Source organism: Parendozoicomonas haliclonae, assembly GCF_900174585.1.
GTDB classification, from domain to species: domain Bacteria; phylum Pseudomonadota; class Gammaproteobacteria; order Pseudomonadales; family Endozoicomonadaceae; genus Sansalvadorimonas; species Sansalvadorimonas haliclonae.
Window position 1 is genome coordinate 37275 of the sequence record NZ_FWPT01000015.1, and the last position, 17670, is coordinate 54944.

The following is a 17670-nucleotide window of genomic DNA, read 5'->3' on the forward strand; positions in this document are numbered from 1 at the left end:
GTAACTGGGCTTCGGTGCTGTCCCCTCTAAGCTATACGACACCCCCATACTGCCTTATCCCGTTACCCTACTCTGATGACATCTGTATTTTTCAGTTGTTAGTTGATAACCGAACAGTGTTAACCGCTCCTGTAATCCTGACAGAGTATTCGTGATGACAGACACCAAAAATGACTCACAACTGCCTCCTTTGTGTGACGGCGGCTTTGCCCATGGTCCAGCAGAAAACTATGAAATCCCCCGTTATGATTATTCCGGCAAAGTTGCTCTGGTTACCGGGGCCAGTCAGGGTATAGGACGGCATGTATCAATCGCGCTGGCGCGCTGTGGCGCTACGGTTGTGGCAACCTCTCGTTCTCAGGGTGGGCCCGAAACCGTGGATATGATCAATAGTGATCAGCAGTCGCAGAAGGTTGGCGGCAAAGCCGTCTTTATGGCGTGTGATGTCAGCAGCGAAGCCAATGTTCAGGAGGTGGTCAATGAGACCATCAATCGCTTTGGTACTCTTCACTTTGCCATCAACAATGCTGGCCATTCCGGAGTCAACAACCTGGTGGAAGACCAGAGCGAGAAAAATTACGACGATGTATTCAATACCAACGTCAAAGGCACCCTGTTTTGCATGAAAGCCGAAATCAAGGCCATGCGTCGCAATGAACCACCAGCAAATCGAAAAGTAACTGGCCCGGAGTATGCCGGCCCGGGTGTCGTCCAGCAGCGCAGTGGTTACGGACGCATTATCAATATTGGCTCGGCAGCCTCTTTTATCGGTTTCCCCCGTGCCGGTATGTATATTGCGTCCAAGCATGCGATCTGGGGTTTCACCCAGACAGCAGCTCTTGAACTGGCAGGTGATACAGACATCCGGGTTAATATGGTCGTTCCCGGTTCTGTCAAAACCCACAACTATGATCTGTTCACCGAAGGCTCCGAGCAGATGAAGGCGGGCATGATTAACGCTCACCCTACCCGACAGATACTGATGCCTGAGGATGTGGTTCCTGCTGTGCTGTTTCTCTGCTCAGACGGCGCCTTCTTCTGTGTCGGCGGTGCCCTCAGCGTGGACGGGGGATACATGACCCAATGAACAGTATCCAAACCATTGATCTGCCATTTGAACTGGCCCTGTCGGCCTTGCCCAATATTGTTGACAGGAAAGGGGTTGCCCATACCGAGTTCATGACACTTTCTACACCGGAGATCAGTACGGTTTCCAAAGGTGTTCCGGATGCTGTAGCTATAGGCCCTGTCTGGTCAGAACAAGGAGTCAATGTATTTCAGGGTATCGTCAAGCCCGGTGGTTCCATGACCTGCCATAGCGGTGAAACACCGTTGTTAATCCTGATACGAGCAGGGATCGGCGTATTTGAAAATGTCGATGCAGGTCAGGAAAACAAAGTCGTTGAAGAGCTCATATGCAAGACCGGCACACTGGTACTGGTCAACCCGGGAGTGATGCATGGCTTTCGTAACGCCGGTGAGACAGAGCTGGCTTTTCTGGGAATTCAGCCGGCTTCCTGAGTGACTCTCAAGGACAAGATCATGACCAAACAACACGGCAAAGTCGCCATTGTCACTGGTGCCAATCAGGGACTTGGGCTGGCGCTTGTTAAAGGGTTGGCCCGGCGTCTCACGTCGGCTGATACTGTCTACCTCTGTTCACGTTCTTTTGATCGAGGTCAGAAGGCACTGGCGAACATCAAGGATCATCAGGCAGATATCCAAGTCGTACAGCTTGATATCACCATTGGAAGCAACATTTCCGACTTCGCCCGTTATATTACAGAGACGCATGGTGGCGTTGATCTGGTGGCATCCAATGCCGCCGCCCGTATTTCCCCAGATATTCCCCAATCCGAACAGGTTCGCAGTTTCGTTTCCACCAACAACCATGGCTCGTGTCGAGTACTGAAAGCCTTGATGCCGCTGTTACGGGACAATGCCCGCTATATAATTGTGGCCAGCGACTATGGTCGCTTATCTCGCCTACCCCGGCAGCTCTGGCCATTGTTCGATACCAAAACCCAGCCCCTTGATGATATCGAGACCACAATGGATCGTTATGTCGAGGCTATGGAAGCTGGAACAGCTGAACAGGATGGCTGGCCGGACTGGATCAATATCCCATCCAAAATCGGTCAGGTAGCTACGGCCCGTATTGCCGCCCGCATGATTGAAGAGACCCGACCTGATGATGGCATTCTTATCAATGCCGTATGTCCGGGCTTGATCGATACCGATGCGTCACGCCCCTGGTTTAATGATATGTCTCAGGCACAGACACCGGATGAAGCAGCAAGAGCCCTTATCTCGCTGTTACTGACACCCGCCGGAATAAAGACTCCCCAAGGTGAATTGGTCCAGTTCGGTCGCATACTTCCCTGGCTGGGCTGAGCCAGTTCAGCACGCAACTCCTTGCAGCTCATACCATACCCGATGGTGGTTCAATTATGTCTTATGCAAGCACCAACCCTTTCACGAATGAAGTCGTCGAACGTATCCCTGAATCGACAGATGCAGAAGTCAGTCAGGCTCTGGAAGCCGCCCATGAGGCTTTCCTGGCCTGGCGAGAAACATCCTTTGCAGAACGCACTGCCGTATTAAAAACCGCAGCCGATCTCGCTCGACAAAGAGCGGATGATTTGGCCCGATTAATGACCCTGGAGATGGGCAAGCTCTTCACAGAGGCCAAGGGTGAAGTCGAGCTGATGGCTAATATTTTTGATTACTATGCTGAGCTCGCTGAACATTTGCTGGCTCCAGAATCTCTAAAGGCTAAAAACCCGCTGGTCGGCGATGTCACTCTGGTTCATGAACCCCTGGGCGTTATTCTGGCCATAGAACCCTGGAATTTTCCTTTTTATCAGGCAGTGCGCATTGCCGCTCCGCAACTGGCCGCAGGCAACACGCTGTTGCTGAAGCATGCCTCCAATGTTCCCCAATGTGCGGCAGCCTTTGAAAAACTCCTCCATGATGCAGGCCTGCCCAGGGGTGGCTTTATCAATCTTTATCCAAGCCGCAGCCAGATTGAAACGATTATCAACGATTCGCGGGTTCAGGGCGTCGCGCTGACGGGGTCTGAGGGAGCCGGTTCAGTTGTTGCGGCTCAAGCCGGTCGGGCTATGAAAAAATCAACATTGGAACTGGGTGGTTCTGACGCACTCATTGTGCTGCCTGATGCCGATATGGAGGAGACGGTCAAGTGGGCACTTTTTGGTCGCTTCTTTAACTGTGGTCAGTGCTGTGTTGCTTCCAAACGTATGATTATTGCTGACGAGTTATACGACACATTTATTGATCGTTATGCTGAAGCTATTAACCAGCTAAAGCCTGGTGATCCTATGAATAGCGGGACAACGCTCTCACCCCTGTCTTCACAACGGGCTGCTGACGATTTAAAAGAACAGGTTAAACTGGCGACAGCCAATGGTGCCAACGTGCAGGAGCTGGGAGTAAAAATTCCCGAACAGGGAGCCTTTGTTCAGCCCATGTTGCTAACCAACGTAACCAAAGACAGTCCGGTCTACTATCAGGAGCTGTTTGGCCCGGTAACCATGCTGTTCCGGGCAAAAGATGCCGATCATGCCCTGACCATTGCCAATGATTCACCTTATGGATTGGGTGGCTCCGTATTCGGGACAGATAAAGCCAAAACTTTGGATGTCGCTAAACGACTGTCTACCGGTATGGTGTTTATTAATCACCCAACGCTGGTCGAACCCGATCTGCCTTTCGGAGGAATTCGTCATTCCGGTTATGGCCGTGAATTGATTGGTCTGGGCATTAAAGAGTTTGTTAATCACAAGCTGATAAATGGTAAGTTGTGATCGAAGAGAGTTATTCCGGTCTTTTCAAAATCGACTGGCGTTGAACCATAATCAACGCCAGTTTTGAACTTCTCTCGGTTGCCCTTCACGTCCGAATTACCAGTCAATGGCCTGTTTATCCCGGAAGAAACCACCGGTCGGTCCGTTATCAGGTAACAACGCGGCCCAGACAATACCGGCAGCACCTTCGGGTATTGGGCGCCCACCGGCTCCTCCCATATCGGTGGCGACCCAGCCAGGACAAACGGCATTCACAAGAACCCCCTTGTCTTTTAACTGGTTGGCCATCATCAGCGTTAGAGCATTTAAACCGACCTTGGAGAGGCTGTAAGCGGGCGTACTTCCTCCCATGCTCCTCATCGCGCCTGCACCGCTGCTGACATTCACAATCCGTGGATGCTGACTATTCTGGATGAGAGGTAAAAACTGCTGGATCATTCTCCAGCTGCCATACAGATTGGTGTCCATAGCTTCCTGAACGACTGACAGATCGGCATTCACTGCGTTTTGCCAGGTGTCATAATGAATAGCCGCATTATTGATCAGAACATCCAGATGCCCATGCTCCTGCTGCACCTTTTTCACCAAAGCCTGGATACTGTCTGGGTCTGTCACATCAAGTTGCGCAGCAATAACCCCACAATCCAGTTCGGATGCTGCCTGCCGGGCAGCATCCAATGAACGTGCCGTTAAAATGACCCGGCAATCACGCTCAGCCAACTGCCGGCAAACCTCCTTGCCAAGACCTCGATTTGCCCCGGTAACCAGTACGATTGAGCCCGTATTCATAGTGTTCCCTGATCAAATTTTACGATAGGTCCAATGAAACCGAGGATGCCTCATAAGTCTCCCTAGTCACACTGTCGAACCATGGGCTCGCTTCGGCAAAATGTTTCTGCATATGGGGAGTAGCCAAATGAGCCGTAATCGCTGCTTGGGATTCCCATTGCTCATAGAGAAAGGTAATCAGAGGCTCCTCACAGACAATTGATAACTCATAGGTGATACAGCCCTCTTCAGCTCTGACAGTCTCACTCAAAGAAATCATCTTTTTGATAAAGGTCTCTTTAAATTCAGGCTTCACCCGCCCTCTCACTGTATTGATAATCATACGGCCTCCAATATCAGCGTTTTCCGAGATCTCAGCATAGAAAAACTGATCGAGAACCGGGATATTTCTCATGCTCTCTATGGAAGGTCGGTTCTGGCAAGGTCAAATACGTACTAGAACCCGAAAAGCACAAGGCATAAATTAAAAGACACCAACGATCCCTATTAGAGATAACTATGAAAACCATTGGACTGCTGGGCGGCATGAGCTGGGAATCCACCCTGAGCTACTACAAAATTATTAATGAAACCGTCAAAGCCCGGCTTGGTGGCCTGAACTCGGCCAAGATCAGCCTGTACAGCGTTAACTTCTCCGAAATTGAAGAGATGCAGCATCAGGGTCGCTGGGATGAAACGGCCAGAATTCTTGCCGATGCGGCAGAAGGTGTTGAGAAAGCCGGTGCTGATTTCCTTCTGATCTGCACCAACACCATGCACAAGGTCGCCCCCGCCATTGAAGAAAAACTCTCTATCCCTCTGTTGCATATTGCCGATGCCACCGCAGAGAAGCTGATTGCTGCCGGTATAAAAAAGGTAGGCCTGCTTGGTACGGCTTTCACTATGGAGCAGGATTTCTATAAAGGACGGCTGACCGATAAATATGGCATTGAGGTTGTCGTACCGGATCAGGACGATAGAAAAACCGTCCATAACATCATCTATCAGGAGCTGTGCAAGGGCGAGATAAACGACCAGTCCCGTGAAGACTATCTCACCATCATTAACAAACTCAAAGAGGCCGGTGCCGAAGCGGTAATTCTTGGCTGCACAGAGATTGCCCTGCTGGTTCAACAATCGCATACTTCCGTCCCTCTTTTTGACACCACCGCCATTCATGCTGAAATGGCTGTGCAGTGGGCGCTGGCTAAAGACTAGTCGTCCATAGAACCCTCAGGATGCACTATGCTCACCCGCTCCGATGATCTGGAACTCCTGCTTGCTGTCGTAGATTTTGGTGGCTTTACCCCGGCTGCAGACGCGCTGGATATCCAGGTGGCGCGGGTGTCCCGTGCTATCAGCCGGATTGAGCAACAGCTCGGGGTATCAGTACTCAACCGGACCACCCGGCGCATTGAGCTGACCGATGAAGGCCAGCGCTTTGTTGAAGCTATTCGGATCGGACTTCAGCAGATACAGGCTGCAGAGGATGACATCCTGTCCCGCGGAGAACTGCCGAAAGGACGACTGCGGGTTGATGCTGCCAGCCCGTTTATTTTTCATCAGCTGGTTCCCCTGATTCAGCCCTTTCATCAAGCCTATCCGGAGATTGAGCTGGAACTGACCTCCAATGAAGGTATTGTCGATCTGCTGGAGAAAAAAACCGATATTGCCATCCGGGTAGGAAAGCTCACCGACTCCACCCTGCATGCCCGTGCACTTGGCCGTAGTGAGCTGTTTATTGTCGCCTCACCCGCTTATCTCTCCAGCAAAGGGACGCCACAACAGTGTGAAGATTTAAGCCAGCACACAACTCTGGGGTTTGTTGAACCGAAAATCCTGAACCAGTGGCCACTGAAAGGCTTTACAACCCTGATTCCGGCATTGACATCCAGTAATGGTGAAACTGTGCGACAACTGGCTCTGGCCGGCAATGGCATTGCCTGCCTGTCCGGTTTTATGGTCGGTAAGGATTTAGAGCAGGGACACCTTGTCGCACTTATGGAAAACGAAAAGCTGCCCAAGCCGGAGCGGGAAACGGTGAATGCCGTGTATTACAAGTCTTCTTCAGTAGCCAAACGCATCAGCGTCTTCCTGGATTTTATTCAGCCCCGCTTAACCCTCTAAAACCTCAAAGAACCTATTCATTTTTGCCAAAAGCGCAAAAGTTATTTGTCGTTTACCCTCTCAATCATCATCCCGGGTATCAGTAGGATAGCCGCATTCCTGTTCAGCCTGATGTTTGCAGAGGTAATTATGACTGCAGCCCTGTTTCAGCCCATTCAACTTGGTCAGCATGTTCTTAAAAATCGTATAGTCATGCCGCCGATGACCCGTTCACGCGCCAGTCAGCCGGGTAATACCGCCAATGAAATGATGGCACGCTACTACGCCCAGCGGGCCGGTGCCGGACTGATTGTCGCTGAAGGCACCCAGATCTCGCCCATGGCCCAAGGTTATGCCTGGACACCTGGTATCTACACCCCGGCGCAGATTGATGGCTGGAAAAAAGTGACAGATGCCGTCCATGCCGAAGGCGGTGTTATCTTCGCCCAGCTCTGGCACGTGGGTCGGGTGACTCATCCGGACAATATCGGTGGCCAGCAGCCTATTTCGTCCTCCGCCCTCAAGGCCGAGAATGTACGGGTCTTTGTTGATAATGGCAGTGACCAGCCAGGTTTTGTTGAGGTCGTCACTCCGCGTGAGATGAGTCATGACGATATAAAACAGGTGATTGAGGAGTATCGCCAGGCCGCACTGAATGCCATTGAAGCGGGCTTCGATGGTGTTGAACTTCATGCCGCCAATGGTTATCTGGTCAACCAGTTTATCGATTCAGAAGCCAACAACCGTACCGATGAATACGGCGGCAGTCTGGAGAACCGCCTGCGCTTTCTCGATGAAGTGGTTGCTGCACTGGTCAGCGCTGTTGGTGCTGACCGGGTGGGTGTACGCCTGGCTCCGCTCACGACGTTGAACGGTACGGTTGATGCAAATCCGGTGGAAACCTATACCGCAGCTGCGGCACTGTTGAACAAGCACCATATCGTGTACCTGCATATTGCCGAGGTGGATTGGGATGATGCGCCGGATACCCCGGTTTCATTCAAGCTGGCCCTGCGCGAAGCCTTCAAGGGCATATTGATTTATGCCGGCCGGTACGATCTGGAGAAAGCCAATCAGGCCATCGATGCAGGTCTGGCCGACATGATCGGTTTTGGTCGTCCATTCGTTGCCAATCCGGATCTGCCCCTGCGCCTTGAAAAAGGTTACCCGCTGGCCAGCCATGATCCGGAAACATTGTTTGGCGGTACTGAAAAAGGCCTCACCGACTATCCCGTTTATTCCCGTTAATCAGGTCTCGATTTTATGACTCAGACTCTCTTCCAACGCTTTGAACACAATGGCTTTGCCGTCAACAATCGCATTGCCATGGCACCCATGACCCGCTCTCGCACTGAAACCGGCGATGTACCTGGGCAAATGGTCGCCAATTATTACGGCCAGCGTGCCGGTGCCGGCCTGATCATTACTGAAGGTGCCCCTATTTCAGCGGTTGGCCGCGGTTACTCTATGACCCCGGGTATTTATACGCCGGAGCAGGTGGCCGGATGGAAACAGGTGACCAAACCCGTTCATGACAAGGGCGGTAAAATTTTCATTCAGCTCTGGCACGTAGGCCGTCGCTCCCACAGCAGCATTACCGGAGGCATTCAGCCGGTTTCCGCTTCCGACGTAAAACATGCCGACAAAGTTTTTGGCCCGTTGCCTGAAGGTGGCTTCGGCATGGTTGAAACGGAACAGCCTCGCGCGCTGACCGTTGAGGAGATCAAGGCGACGGTGAACGACTTTGTGGTCGCAGCACGCAATGCCATCGAAGCCGGCTTTGATGGTGTAGAAATCCATGGTGCCCACGGTTATCTGCTGGACCAGTTCCTGCGCATCTCCAGCAACCAGCGCACCGATCAATATGGCGGCAGCCAGGACAACCGCATGCGGTTTCTGGTGGAAGTCATGGAAGCGGTTGCTGCAGAGATTGGCGGGCACCGCACCGCTATCCGGCTATCGCCGTTTGTGACTGAAGGTTATGCCGATGAGGCTGAAGATCCGGAAATCACCGCCCTGACCCTCAAGGTGCTTAAGGCTCTGGCTCCTCTGCAGCTGGCTTATGTTCACTTTTCCGAGAACATCTCCCGCTACACCGAGATGCCGGACACCTATCGCCAACAGGTTCGCGACATTTACCCGCATCCAATTATGGTGGCGGGGAAATATACTCAGGCCTCCGGTGAAGCCATGTTGAATGCGGGCTATGCCGATATGGTCGCCTATGGCCAGCCGTTTATTACCAACCCGGATCTGGTGTATCGCATGGCCAATAACCTGCCATTGAACCCGGTTGATTATGATGCTCATGCGACTTTTTACGGTGGTGATGAGCGGGGCTATACCGATTACCCGGCACTGGAACCCCAGTCTGCCTGATCTCTAATATCGTAACGCAGAGTCGAGGGTATATACTCTCGTCTTTGCGTTTCATTGTTCTTCCCGTTATCTGTTTTTTAAGGTGTACCTCAGACTATGGGCCAAAACACGACAATAGCCTGGACTTATCAGCCCGAGACCGCGTCTCTTGCCAGCAGACCACAAGTCATTCCTTCACCGGGGGCTGGTGAGCTGGTCATTGATAACCGGGCTATTGGTATCAATCCGGTGGACTGGAAGCTTATTCATGCCAATCCTCTGAACTGGCAGCAAGGTCATATCCCCGGGGTAGACGGCGCGGGCATCGTTTCAGCCGTAGGAGATGGTGTGGATCAGAGCTGGCTGAGGAAACGTGTGGCCTATCACGCCGCACTCAAATTTGACGGCAGCTTCGCGGCTTACACCATTGTCCGCGCGGAGCGGGTTATGGTGATGCCAGAGTCCCTGAGCTTTGCCTTTGCCGCCGCCCTGCCCTGTCCGATGCTCACCGCCTGGCAGGCCTTTGAGAAAATACCGCACCACCATGGTTACAGCGTACTTATTGCCGGACTGGGTGCCGTCAACAAGCTGCTGGTACAGATGCTGGTGCAGTCCGGACTCCAGGTGGATGTGTTGTCCCGTAGCGTAACGGATTATGAAGCCCGAACTTTAGGCATCCGCACAATTTACCGGGATCCATCCGAGATCAAACTGCATTACTTCGCCATTTATGATGCCAACAGTGGCAGCCATGCAGCCTCGCTGGTTCCGCTGTTAAAAGCTAACGGCCATATTATCTGCATTCAGGATCGTATCCCTGCCCCAATTGACCCACCGTTTACCCGCACTATCTCTTACCATGAGATCGCTCTGGGTGCGCTGCACGACTTTGGTGATGCTGAAGACTGGCAGCATCTGATGCACAAGGGTGAACAGCTGATGGCCCGTGTCGCTGACCGCAAGCTTTGGGTTGAAGAGCCGGTTGAGTTTGATTTCACTGAAATGCCGGAAGCCCTGAAACACAGTGAAGACAGCAAACATAAAACCGTGGTCGTACGTGAAGAGTTCTGTCCCTGAGTGATAACAGACACTGCCCTGTTAACTGAAAAGGTTCAGGGCAGTCTCCCAGTCATTTTCTACCATTCCCAATCGCCAATTATCCACTATGTTTCTGTGTGCCTGATTCAACACAAGACGGACGGGATAATGAACGAGCCTACGCCCGGTCAAACCGGAAAGTGCCCTGTTATGCACGGTGCAGCCACCGAAGCCGGACAATCCAATACCGACTGGTGGCCCAAAGCCCTCAATCTCGACATACTTCATCAACATGACGCCCTCACCAACCCGATGGATAAAGACTTTAACTATCGGGAGGCATTGAGAACGCTGGATTTCGACCAGCTCAAAAAGGATATGCACGCCCTGATGACCGATAGTCAGGACTGGTGGCCGGCTGACTGGGGACACTATGGCGGGTTGATGATACGCATGTCCTGGCACTCGGCCGGTACCTACCGTGTGGCCGATGGTCGAGGCGGTGCTGGCACCGGCAATCAGCGTTTCGCACCGATCAATTCCTGGCCCGATAATGCCAATCTGGATAAAGCCCGTCGCCTGTTATGGCCGATCAAGAAAAAGTACGGCAATAAGCTCAGCTGGGCAGACCTGATCGCCTATGCCGGCACCATTGCCTATGAATCCATGGGACTGAAAACTATTGGCTTCGCTTTTGGCCGGGAGGATATCTGGCACCCGGAGAAAGATATTTACTGGGGTGCCGAGAAAGAGTGGCTGGCCCCCAGCGGCAGCCCGGGCAGCCGTTACTCCGGGGAGCGCAGTCTGGAGAATCCCCTTGCCTCAGTGATGATGGGACTGATCTATGTAAATCCGGAAGGTGTGGATGGTGTTCCTGATCCCTTGAAAACAGCGCATGACGTACGGGTGACGTTTACCCGGATGGCCATGAATGATGAAGAGACCGTTGCGCTGACGGCGGGAGGACATACCGTCGGCAAATGTCACGGTAATGGTGATGCCGCGCTACTGGGTGAAGCACCGGAAGGCGCGGAGCTGGAAGATCAGGGGCTGGGGTGGATCAACAAAACCCGCCGAGGCATTGGTCGGGATGCGGTATCCAGCGGCATTGAGGGTGCATGGACGACACACCCCACTCAATGGGACAACGGCTACTTCGACCTGCTGTTTAAATACGACTGGTGGATACAAAAAAGTCCGGCCGGTGCCTGGCAGTGGGAACCGACCAGCATTGAAGATCAGGATCGTCCGGTAGACACTGAAGATGCTTCCACTCTCCGTACACCGATTATGACCGATGCCGATATGGCCATGCGTATGGATCCAACCTACCGGAAGATCTCGGAACGCTTTCGTCAGGATCAGAATTATTTTTCCGAAGTGTTTGCCAAGGCCTGGTTCAAGCTGACTCACCGGGATCTCGGACCTCGCACCCGCTATATCGGGCCGGATATTCCTACCGAAGAGTTTGTCTGGCAGGACCCTGTTCCTGCAGGCAACTGTGCCTACGATGTTGAAGCCGTAAAAGCCGATATCCGTGGCGCAGGTCTGAGCGTCAGCGACAGAGTTACCACCGCCTGGGACAGTGCCCGCACCTTTCGCGGCTCAGATAAACGGGGTGGCGCCAACGGTGGACGGATACGGCTTGAACCGCAAAGAAGCTGGGCTGGCAATGAACCAGAACGACTCACCAGAGTATTGGAAGCCCTCGAACCCATTGCCGCAAAGAACGGGGCCAGTGTCGCTGATGTGATTGTTCTTGCTGGCAATACCGGTCTTGAAGACGCCATTCAGGCCGCCGGTTTTGCAGTCACCGTCCCCTTTTCACCAGGCCGGGGCGATGCCACTCTGGAACAGACAGATGCCCATGGTTTTGCAGTTCTTGAACCGGTACACGACGGCTTTCGCAACTGGCTCAAGCGGGATTATGTGGTGAGTGCAGAAGAGCTTCTGCTTGAGCGGGCACAGCTGATGCGTCTGACCGCCGTAGAGATGACGGTTTTAATTGGCGGCCTGCGGGTACTCGGTGCCAATTATGGACAGAGCAAACAGGGGCTATTTACCGATCGCGAAGGTCAGTTGACTAATGACTTCTTTCTGAACCTTACCGATATGGGCAACACCTGGCATCCGGTGTCTGAGAATCTTTATGAGGTACGGGATCGCACAACCGGTAAGGTGAAATGGACGGCCAGCCGCGTTGATCTGGTATTGGGTTCCAATGCAGTGCTACGGGCTTATGCTGAGGTCTATGCCCAGGATGATAATCAAGAAAAGTTTGTGCGAGACTTTGTGAATGCGTGGACCAAAGTGATGTATGCGGATCGTTTTGATCTGTATTGATCCACTAACATCCAAAGAACGTTCCGGCAATATCTCACATAAGATATGGGATATTGCCGGACGAATCAGAAACAGCCCCCAGCGATTAACGGCTAACTGGACTGATTTTTTTCAGCCAGCCATAGGCTGAACTCAGGATACAAACGGCAGCGGCCAACAAATAGATAGAGAAGATAATCACCATCCATTGGGCCATATTCAGGCTGAACAGTGTCCAGTTATCGGCACCACAGATACCTGTTGGCTGGAACATGGTCGGCCACCAATTATCGAGCGGCAGTTCAAAAGGGAACACCGGCTGCAGACTGCAGCTGGAGGAGAAGGGATTGAACCCGGCGTAATCGGCGGTCTGGTTGATCGCCTCACTCAAACCGTAGGCCGCTCCCATCAGCCAGATACCATAACCGAGCAAACGCAGAACACGTTGTTGGGGTGACACCATAATCACTACAGAAGCCAACCCCAGTAGCATAACTGCCAGTCGCTGATACACACAGCGTTCGCAAGGGTCCATATGAGCAATGTACTGGAAATACAGGGCGCAGAGCTCCAGAAAGAGCGTTGTCACCAGCATGATCACCCAGGTTATCCGGTAGCCTTGCCAACGGAAGAGTGTCGCCGGCGGATTCTGCTTCAATTGCTGCAGTTCTTCCACAAAGTGCGCGATTCCCATAACGCCCCCGATTCTGTTCTTCTATCCGGAGCGACCTGCCGGAAAAACTTCCGCAGGTCGTTCGTCGTTATTTACTGAGCCTGAACGGCTGTTTTTTTAGACAAATAAGCAATCAGGCCATGCAGCTCATCATAGGAGCTCAGGCTGCCCATATTAATGAGATAGCGATTGTTAACCATAAAGCTCGGCACGGAAGTAACGTGGTCGGCATAACGGTTCCAGGCCATCAGGCGCTTGCGGGTCGCCAGTGAACGCTTTTTCTTGTCGTAATCCGCCTTAGTCAGGCCGGCCTGCTCCAGAGTCTGATAGAACTCTTTCTCACTGCCCCAGTCGCCTCTGCGCTGCTCGTGAATACGACCAAACAATGCTTTTTTAACAGACGCCTCTTGAGGTGTATTCTGGGTCATGGCCAGAGCGGTACTGGCCTGCCTGGCGTAATCACCCATAAACTCCATATGCACCTGATCAAAGCCAATATTCTGACCGCTCAACCATGCCTGCAACGAACCCAGGGGACCATACTCCCACTGATAACAGCCGCCACAGTAGATAGAAAACAGTTCGGTCACCATAGGCTGCGAGGACGCTTGCAGTTCCTCAATTATTTCGTAATGGGTTCCTTCTTTAAACACTGCGGTTTGAGCAAATGCCAATACCGGCAACAGGTAGAGAAAGACGGCAAAAAACTTCTTCATTGATGCGATGTTCCCACTGCCCTGCCCTTTGATGGATCGCGCACGATACCTCAGGCAGGAATTAATAATATCTGGATGAATAGTGACGCGACGAACCCATAAGAAGCAATACGTATAAAAACACATGAAAGGTAATGGAATACCGTCCCCCGACACTTTTCCATACCCTCCTGAATACACGCTCTGCTGTGCCGCAAAGGGCTTTCCCCTCTGCAGCACAGTCAGGGTTTATCGCTCCTGCCAAGGCAGAATAAACACCCGGGACGCATGGGTGTCAGCCACTTCCCTGAGGTAAACGGCTTCCCTTGCCCGACGCGCCACCAGCAGCGGATCGGTCACCGCCAAAGGTTGCAGACACTGGTTTACGACCCAGCCCGCCGGGGTAATACCGGCACGCTTGAGATCTTCCTGCAAATCCGCAGCCTCATGAACCGGCGTGGCTTCCGGCAAGGTGCAGATCAGCAGACGGGTAAACGCAGGATCCCGCAGACGTGGCAATAAACCGGTCACCTCATCGGAATGGGCATCCCCCCGCTTCAACACTTCCTTGTGGTAACTCTGGGCAGCATCCAGCAGCAGGATCGTATGTCCGGTTGGCGCCGTATCAATCACCGTGATGCGGTCATCAGCCTGATGGACTGTGCGGGCAAAAGCCTGGAACACGGCAATCTCTTCGATGCACGGAGAACGCAGATCTTCCTCCAGAAGTGCACGTCCATCGTCATCCAGTTCGGTGGCTTCCGACAGTACTTCTTTCCGATAACGTTCAATTTCCACAACAGGATCAATGCGCTCGACCCGCAGCAGGTGGGCTGGAACCTGCCCGGCAGCATCAGCGACATGAGCAGCAGGATCCGTTGTGGTCAGGGTCACCGGATGGCCTTTTTCTGCTAACCGGCGGGCAATCATGGCAGCAATCGACGTTTTGCCAACACCGCCTTTACCCATGGTCATTACTGCACCACGGCCGCTGGCAGCCAGTTCCTCAATAAACTGTTCCAGCTCATCGCCCTGAACAGAGTCTATAGCAGCAACCTGAGTGATAGAGGTATCGATCTGCGGCGCAAAGAAACGACGCAAGCCTTCCAGCCCAACTGGCAGCACAGGTGCCAAAGGAATAGTGGTCAGAGCAAGCTGACGCAGATTCTCAGGCATTGCACTCAGCGCAGTTTCCGCACGGGAAGCCAGGGCAACGGCAACAGGGTCAGTCAGATCAGTGGCCACAAACTGGCCATTCACGACAAGGTGCTGATTAGTAATACCCAGCGCGGCCAGCTCTTCACTGGTTCGAGAAGCCTCCTTGATAGAAGCGGCTTCCGGACGGGTCACCAGCACCAGACGGGTCTGGCTTTCGTCTGCCAGGGTCTCGACCGCCTGCGCGTACATCCGGGTCTGCTTTTCCAGAGCTGCCAGCGGTCCCAGACAGGAAGAGCCAGTGGTGCTGTCGGCAACAAACCCAGTCCAGGCTTTGGGTAAGGAGAGCAAACGTAACGTATGGCCGGTTGGTGCGGTATCGAAAATAATCCGGTCAAAATCCGCCGTTTTTTCATTGCCGACCAACAGTTCGGTAAAGCCATCAAAAGCAGCAATTTCCAGAGTACAGGCCCCGGAAAGCTGCTCTTCCATATTCTCCAGCACCGCGTCCGGCAGGATACCTCGGTAAGGATCAATGGCTCGTGCCCGATAAGCGGCAGCCGCCGCACGGGGATCAATATTCAGGGCAAAGAGGTTCTCAACATCACGAATCGCTGTTGGTTCACCGCTGAGCGGTGTTGCCAGCACTTCATCAATATTGGACGCGGGATCAGTACTGACCAGCAGAACCTTTTCACCCCGGCCCGCAAGATAGACTGCAGATGCACAGGCAGTACTGGTTTTACCCACGCCACCCTTACCGGTAAAGAACAGTATGCGGGGCGCATTGTCCAGAAAGTTCATTGCCCGGCCCTCAGCACGCACCGCCACAACCGCAACAGGCAGGCTTTTGTTCTGCTTTTGGCTCAGACCCGGCCTCCTGCGCTGCACCTTCGGCCATAGCGATTAACTGATCACGGGAAGGATACGTGCCATAGCTGACCAGCTCGCCATCGCGCAGGATGACTGGAAGAGCCTCATTTTGATGGGATTCCAACAAAACTTTAACAGTCAGATTGGCGGCGAAGGCAGCGGGTTCCTGAGCCAGATTGTAACGGGTCACCTGATGGCCCAGCGTCTCCAGATGTCCCAGATCTGCGGAAAATACAGACAATTTCTGATCTGGCTTAGGACCACAAACACCAGAGGAACAACACATGGCAGGATCGAAAACAGTAATAACGGACACAGTCGTATTCCTTACGATTCAACGCAATGAAGAAAGCGAGTGGTAAAGAGCATTCCCTGGCGACCTCGGGGAGAGATCAGCCGGGAATGCAGAGTTTCAGGCTGGAAGTTTCAATCAGGAAGCGTGAGCCACCGGGAAGCGGTCACGGGTGCGGTTGGCATAAGCCACCAGGGCCAGCATGATAGGCACTTCCACCAGCACACCAACAACAGTGGCAAGCGCAGCACCGGAGTTCAGGCCAAACAGGCTGATGGCAACGGCCACTGCCAGTTCAAAGAAGTTGGACGCACCAATCATCCCGCCCGGCGCAGCAATGCTGTGGGGTTCTTTCCACTTGTACATCCAGCCATAGGCAATGGCAAAGATCAGCACGGTCTGGATAATCAGAGGAATGGCAATCAGCACGATATCGACCGGATTTGCCAGAATCCGTGGCGCCTGGAAGCCAAACAACAGCACGACGGTCAGAATCAAGCCCAGAATAGAGAACGGCTTGATCGTCGCGCCAAAGCTTTGCAGTTCCTCTTCACTGCCCACCATTTTGCGCGTAATCAGTCCGGCAACCAGCGGAATCACGATAAACAGCACCACGGACAGGAACAGAGTGCTCCATGGCACGATGACATCCGTCACGCCCAGCAGCAACGCAGCAATCGGAGCAAAAGCGACGACCATCACCAGATCATTCACAGCCACCTGCACCAGCGTGTAGTTAGGGTCGCCCTTGGTCAGCTGGCTCCAGACAAACACCATCGCCGTACAAGGAGCCACACCCAGAAGAATCATACCGGCAATATACTCATCACCCAGTTCCGGTGTAATCAAACCGGTAAAACTGCCAAAGAAGTAACGGATAAAAGCAATCGCCAGCAGCGCCATAGTGAAGGGCTTGATCAGCCAGTTCACCGTCAGGGTAACGATCAGCCCTTTTGGACGACGATGGATATTTTTTACCGCAGTAAAGTCAATCTGCATCATCATCGGGTAGATCATCAGCCAGATCAGTACGGCAATCACCAGATTGATATTGGCGTATTCCCAGCCACCCATCAGGGTAAACAGTTCCGGAAACAGCGTGCCGCCGGCAATACCAGCGACCATGGCCAGAGCCACCCAGACACTTAGATAACGCTCAAAAAGTCCCATAACGGGCCCTCACAAAAATCGCAAATCGTCGAAACGCGATGACAAAAGGTAAAAAAATACTGAAGCCCAATAAGCCCCGGGTTGCACTCGTCATTGAAGTGCACCGTTCTCGCTCAACGTCTCAGGTTTAGCAGAGTCTTGTTAGCAGACAACTTATTGGAGGGTGACATGATGCTCCGGGAAAGCGGCCTTACCTGCGGATTATCATGATCGTCAATTCACGATGGACGATACGCCTGTCTTATTCTTACGACAAGTGCTTTATAAAATTATTTTTCCATTGCACACCCTGCGGAAAGACCACCTATATTGCCTATATTGTGAAACCGACTCCTGCCATGGGCACCACAGTACGGTTTTGGTCTCCATGGTTAATACCCTGCGGACGAACAG

The 17670-nt window shown here is 52.8% G+C and carries 17 protein-coding genes; 10 read left to right on the plus strand and 7 right to left on the minus strand.

Translation table 11 applies throughout. The features are described from left to right. Positions 1 to 154 precede the first annotated feature (154 nt). Genes EHSB41UT_RS22640 through EHSB41UT_RS22655 form a run of 4 tightly spaced genes read left to right on the plus strand, consistent with a single transcriptional unit; the run spans position 155 to position 3827 of the window. The gene (locus EHSB41UT_RS22640) at positions 155 to 1087 is read left to right on the plus strand and encodes an SDR family oxidoreductase (protein WP_087113142.1); all 933 of its coding nucleotides are present in this window, start codon (positions 155 to 157) and stop codon (positions 1085 to 1087) included. Further along, the gene (locus EHSB41UT_RS22645) at positions 1084 to 1521 is read left to right on the plus strand and encodes a cupin domain-containing protein (protein WP_087113143.1); all 438 of its coding nucleotides are present in this window, start codon (positions 1084 to 1086) and stop codon (positions 1519 to 1521) included. The genes EHSB41UT_RS22640 and EHSB41UT_RS22645 overlap by 4 nt, the downstream gene beginning before the upstream one ends. Positions 1522 to 1542: 21 nt before the next feature. Beyond that, the gene (locus EHSB41UT_RS22650) at positions 1543 to 2394 is read left to right on the plus strand and encodes an SDR family NAD(P)-dependent oxidoreductase (protein ID WP_087113177.1); all 852 of its coding nucleotides are present in this window, start codon (positions 1543 to 1545) and stop codon (positions 2392 to 2394) included. Between the two features lie 56 nt (positions 2395 to 2450). Then, positions 2451 to 3827, plus strand: coding sequence for an NAD-dependent succinate-semialdehyde dehydrogenase (locus tag EHSB41UT_RS22655; RefSeq protein WP_087113144.1), 1377 nt, complete (start codon positions 2451 to 2453; stop codon positions 3825 to 3827). A gap of 96 nt (positions 3828 to 3923) precedes the next feature. On the opposite strand, the gene EHSB41UT_RS22660 is transcribed toward EHSB41UT_RS22655, so the two are convergent. Both EHSB41UT_RS22660 and EHSB41UT_RS22665 read right to left on the minus strand, forming a co-directional pair. Then, on the minus strand, positions 3924 to 4616 hold the full coding sequence (locus EHSB41UT_RS22660; protein ID WP_087113145.1) for an SDR family oxidoreductase: 693 nt from the start codon (positions 4614 to 4616) through the stop codon (positions 3924 to 3926). A 19-nt stretch (positions 4617 to 4635) separates the two neighbouring features. Continuing rightward, positions 4636 to 5010 (minus strand): putative quinol monooxygenase, encoded by a 375-nt coding sequence (locus EHSB41UT_RS22665; RefSeq protein ID WP_087113146.1) that lies wholly within the window; start codon positions 5008 to 5010, stop codon positions 4636 to 4638. 104 nt (positions 5011 to 5114) lie between these two features. On the opposite strand from EHSB41UT_RS22665, the gene EHSB41UT_RS22670 reads away from it, so the two are divergent. The 6 genes from EHSB41UT_RS22670 (at position 5115) to katG (ending at position 12440) form a co-directional block, all read left to right on the plus strand. After that, positions 5115 to 5813, plus strand: a complete 699-nt coding sequence (locus EHSB41UT_RS22670) for an aspartate/glutamate racemase family protein (RefSeq protein ID WP_087113147.1) — start codon at positions 5115 to 5117, stop codon at positions 5811 to 5813. Positions 5814 to 5840: 27 nt separating this feature from the next. Further along, entirely contained in the window at positions 5841 to 6722 is an 882-nt protein-coding gene (locus tag EHSB41UT_RS22675) for a LysR substrate-binding domain-containing protein (protein ID WP_087113148.1), read from the plus strand. Positions 6723 to 6851: 129 nt separating this feature from the next. Then, the gene (locus EHSB41UT_RS22680; protein ID WP_087113178.1) at positions 6852 to 7949 is read left to right on the plus strand and encodes an alkene reductase; all 1098 of its coding nucleotides are present in this window, start codon (positions 6852 to 6854) and stop codon (positions 7947 to 7949) included. 15 nt (positions 7950 to 7964) lie between these two features. Further along, complete coding sequence (locus tag EHSB41UT_RS22685; protein WP_087113149.1) at positions 7965 to 9080, plus strand: alkene reductase; 1116 nt, start codon at positions 7965 to 7967, stop codon at positions 9078 to 9080. 96 nt (positions 9081 to 9176) lie between these two features. Continuing rightward, complete coding sequence (locus tag EHSB41UT_RS22690; RefSeq protein WP_087113150.1) at positions 9177 to 10136, plus strand: alcohol dehydrogenase catalytic domain-containing protein; 960 nt, start codon at positions 9177 to 9179, stop codon at positions 10134 to 10136. 129 nt (positions 10137 to 10265) lie between these two features. After that, the gene (gene katG / locus EHSB41UT_RS22695; RefSeq protein ID WP_087113151.1) at positions 10266 to 12440 is read left to right on the plus strand and encodes a catalase/peroxidase HPI; all 2175 of its coding nucleotides are present in this window, start codon (positions 10266 to 10268) and stop codon (positions 12438 to 12440) included. Positions 12441 to 12525: 85 nt separating this feature from the next. Here katG and EHSB41UT_RS22700 read toward each other — a convergent pair whose 3' ends face one another. The 5 genes from EHSB41UT_RS22700 to arsB all read right to left on the minus strand — a co-directional run bounded on the left by EHSB41UT_RS22700 (position 12526) and on the right by arsB (position 17277). Further along, entirely contained in the window at positions 12526 to 13113 is a 588-nt protein-coding gene (locus tag EHSB41UT_RS22700; RefSeq protein WP_087113152.1) for a disulfide bond formation protein B, read from the minus strand. A gap of 71 nt (positions 13114 to 13184) precedes the next feature. Next, on the minus strand, positions 13185 to 13808 hold the full coding sequence (locus EHSB41UT_RS22705) for a thioredoxin domain-containing protein (protein ID WP_087113153.1): 624 nt from the start codon (positions 13806 to 13808) through the stop codon (positions 13185 to 13187). Positions 13809 to 14036: 228 nt separating this feature from the next. Next, positions 14037 to 15746, minus strand: a complete 1710-nt coding sequence (gene arsA / locus EHSB41UT_RS22710; protein WP_087113154.1) for an arsenical pump-driving ATPase — start codon at positions 15744 to 15746, stop codon at positions 14037 to 14039. Positions 15747 to 15756: 10 nt separating this feature from the next. Further along, positions 15757 to 16131 carry an arsenite efflux transporter metallochaperone ArsD gene (gene arsD / locus EHSB41UT_RS22715; RefSeq protein WP_087113155.1) on the minus strand — a complete coding sequence of 125 codons (375 nt, stop codon included), beginning with the start codon at positions 16129 to 16131 and terminating at the stop codon, positions 15757 to 15759. Between the two features lie 114 nt (positions 16132 to 16245). Further along, positions 16246 to 17277 (minus strand): ACR3 family arsenite efflux transporter, encoded by a 1032-nt coding sequence (arsB, locus tag EHSB41UT_RS22720; RefSeq protein WP_087113156.1) that lies wholly within the window; start codon positions 17275 to 17277, stop codon positions 16246 to 16248. Positions 17278 to 17670 lie beyond the last annotated feature (393 nt).

Excerpts from the sequence above, each read along its gene's own strand:
- arsB (WP_087113156.1), bottom strand. The coding sequence starts at position 17,277 with ATGGGACTTTTTGAGCGTTATCTAAGTGTCTGGGTGGCTCTGGCCATG.
- EHSB41UT_RS22650 (WP_087113177.1), top strand. The coding sequence starts at position 1,543 with ATGACCAAACAACACGGCAAAGTCGCCATTGTCACTGGTGCCAATCAG.
- EHSB41UT_RS22655 (WP_087113144.1), top strand. The coding sequence starts at position 2,451 with ATGTCTTATGCAAGCACCAACCCTTTCACGAATGAAGTCGTCGAACGT.
- EHSB41UT_RS22640 (WP_087113142.1), top strand. The coding sequence starts at position 155 with ATGACAGACACCAAAAATGACTCACAACTGCCTCCTTTGTGTGACGGC.
- EHSB41UT_RS22705 (WP_087113153.1), bottom strand. The coding sequence starts at position 13,808 with ATGAAGAAGTTTTTTGCCGTCTTTCTCTACCTGTTGCCGGTATTGGCA.
- EHSB41UT_RS22665 (WP_087113146.1), bottom strand. The coding sequence starts at position 5,010 with ATGAGAAATATCCCGGTTCTCGATCAGTTTTTCTATGCTGAGATCTCG.
- katG (WP_087113151.1), top strand. The coding sequence starts at position 10,266 with ATGAACGAGCCTACGCCCGGTCAAACCGGAAAGTGCCCTGTTATGCAC.
- EHSB41UT_RS22680 (WP_087113178.1), top strand. The coding sequence starts at position 6,852 with ATGACTGCAGCCCTGTTTCAGCCCATTCAACTTGGTCAGCATGTTCTT.
- EHSB41UT_RS22675 (WP_087113148.1), top strand. The coding sequence starts at position 5,841 with ATGCTCACCCGCTCCGATGATCTGGAACTCCTGCTTGCTGTCGTAGAT.
- EHSB41UT_RS22700 (WP_087113152.1), bottom strand. The coding sequence starts at position 13,113 with ATGGGAATCGCGCACTTTGTGGAAGAACTGCAGCAATTGAAGCAGAAT.
- EHSB41UT_RS22685 (WP_087113149.1), top strand. The coding sequence starts at position 7,965 with ATGACTCAGACTCTCTTCCAACGCTTTGAACACAATGGCTTTGCCGTC.
- arsA (WP_087113154.1), bottom strand. The coding sequence starts at position 15,746 with ATGAACTTTCTGGACAATGCGCCCCGCATACTGTTCTTTACCGGTAAG.
- EHSB41UT_RS22690 (WP_087113150.1), top strand. The coding sequence starts at position 9,177 with ATGGGCCAAAACACGACAATAGCCTGGACTTATCAGCCCGAGACCGCG.
- EHSB41UT_RS22660 (WP_087113145.1), bottom strand. The coding sequence starts at position 4,616 with ATGAATACGGGCTCAATCGTACTGGTTACCGGGGCAAATCGAGGTCTT.
- EHSB41UT_RS22645 (WP_087113143.1), top strand. The coding sequence starts at position 1,084 with ATGAACAGTATCCAAACCATTGATCTGCCATTTGAACTGGCCCTGTCG.
- EHSB41UT_RS22670 (WP_087113147.1), top strand. The coding sequence starts at position 5,115 with ATGAAAACCATTGGACTGCTGGGCGGCATGAGCTGGGAATCCACCCTG.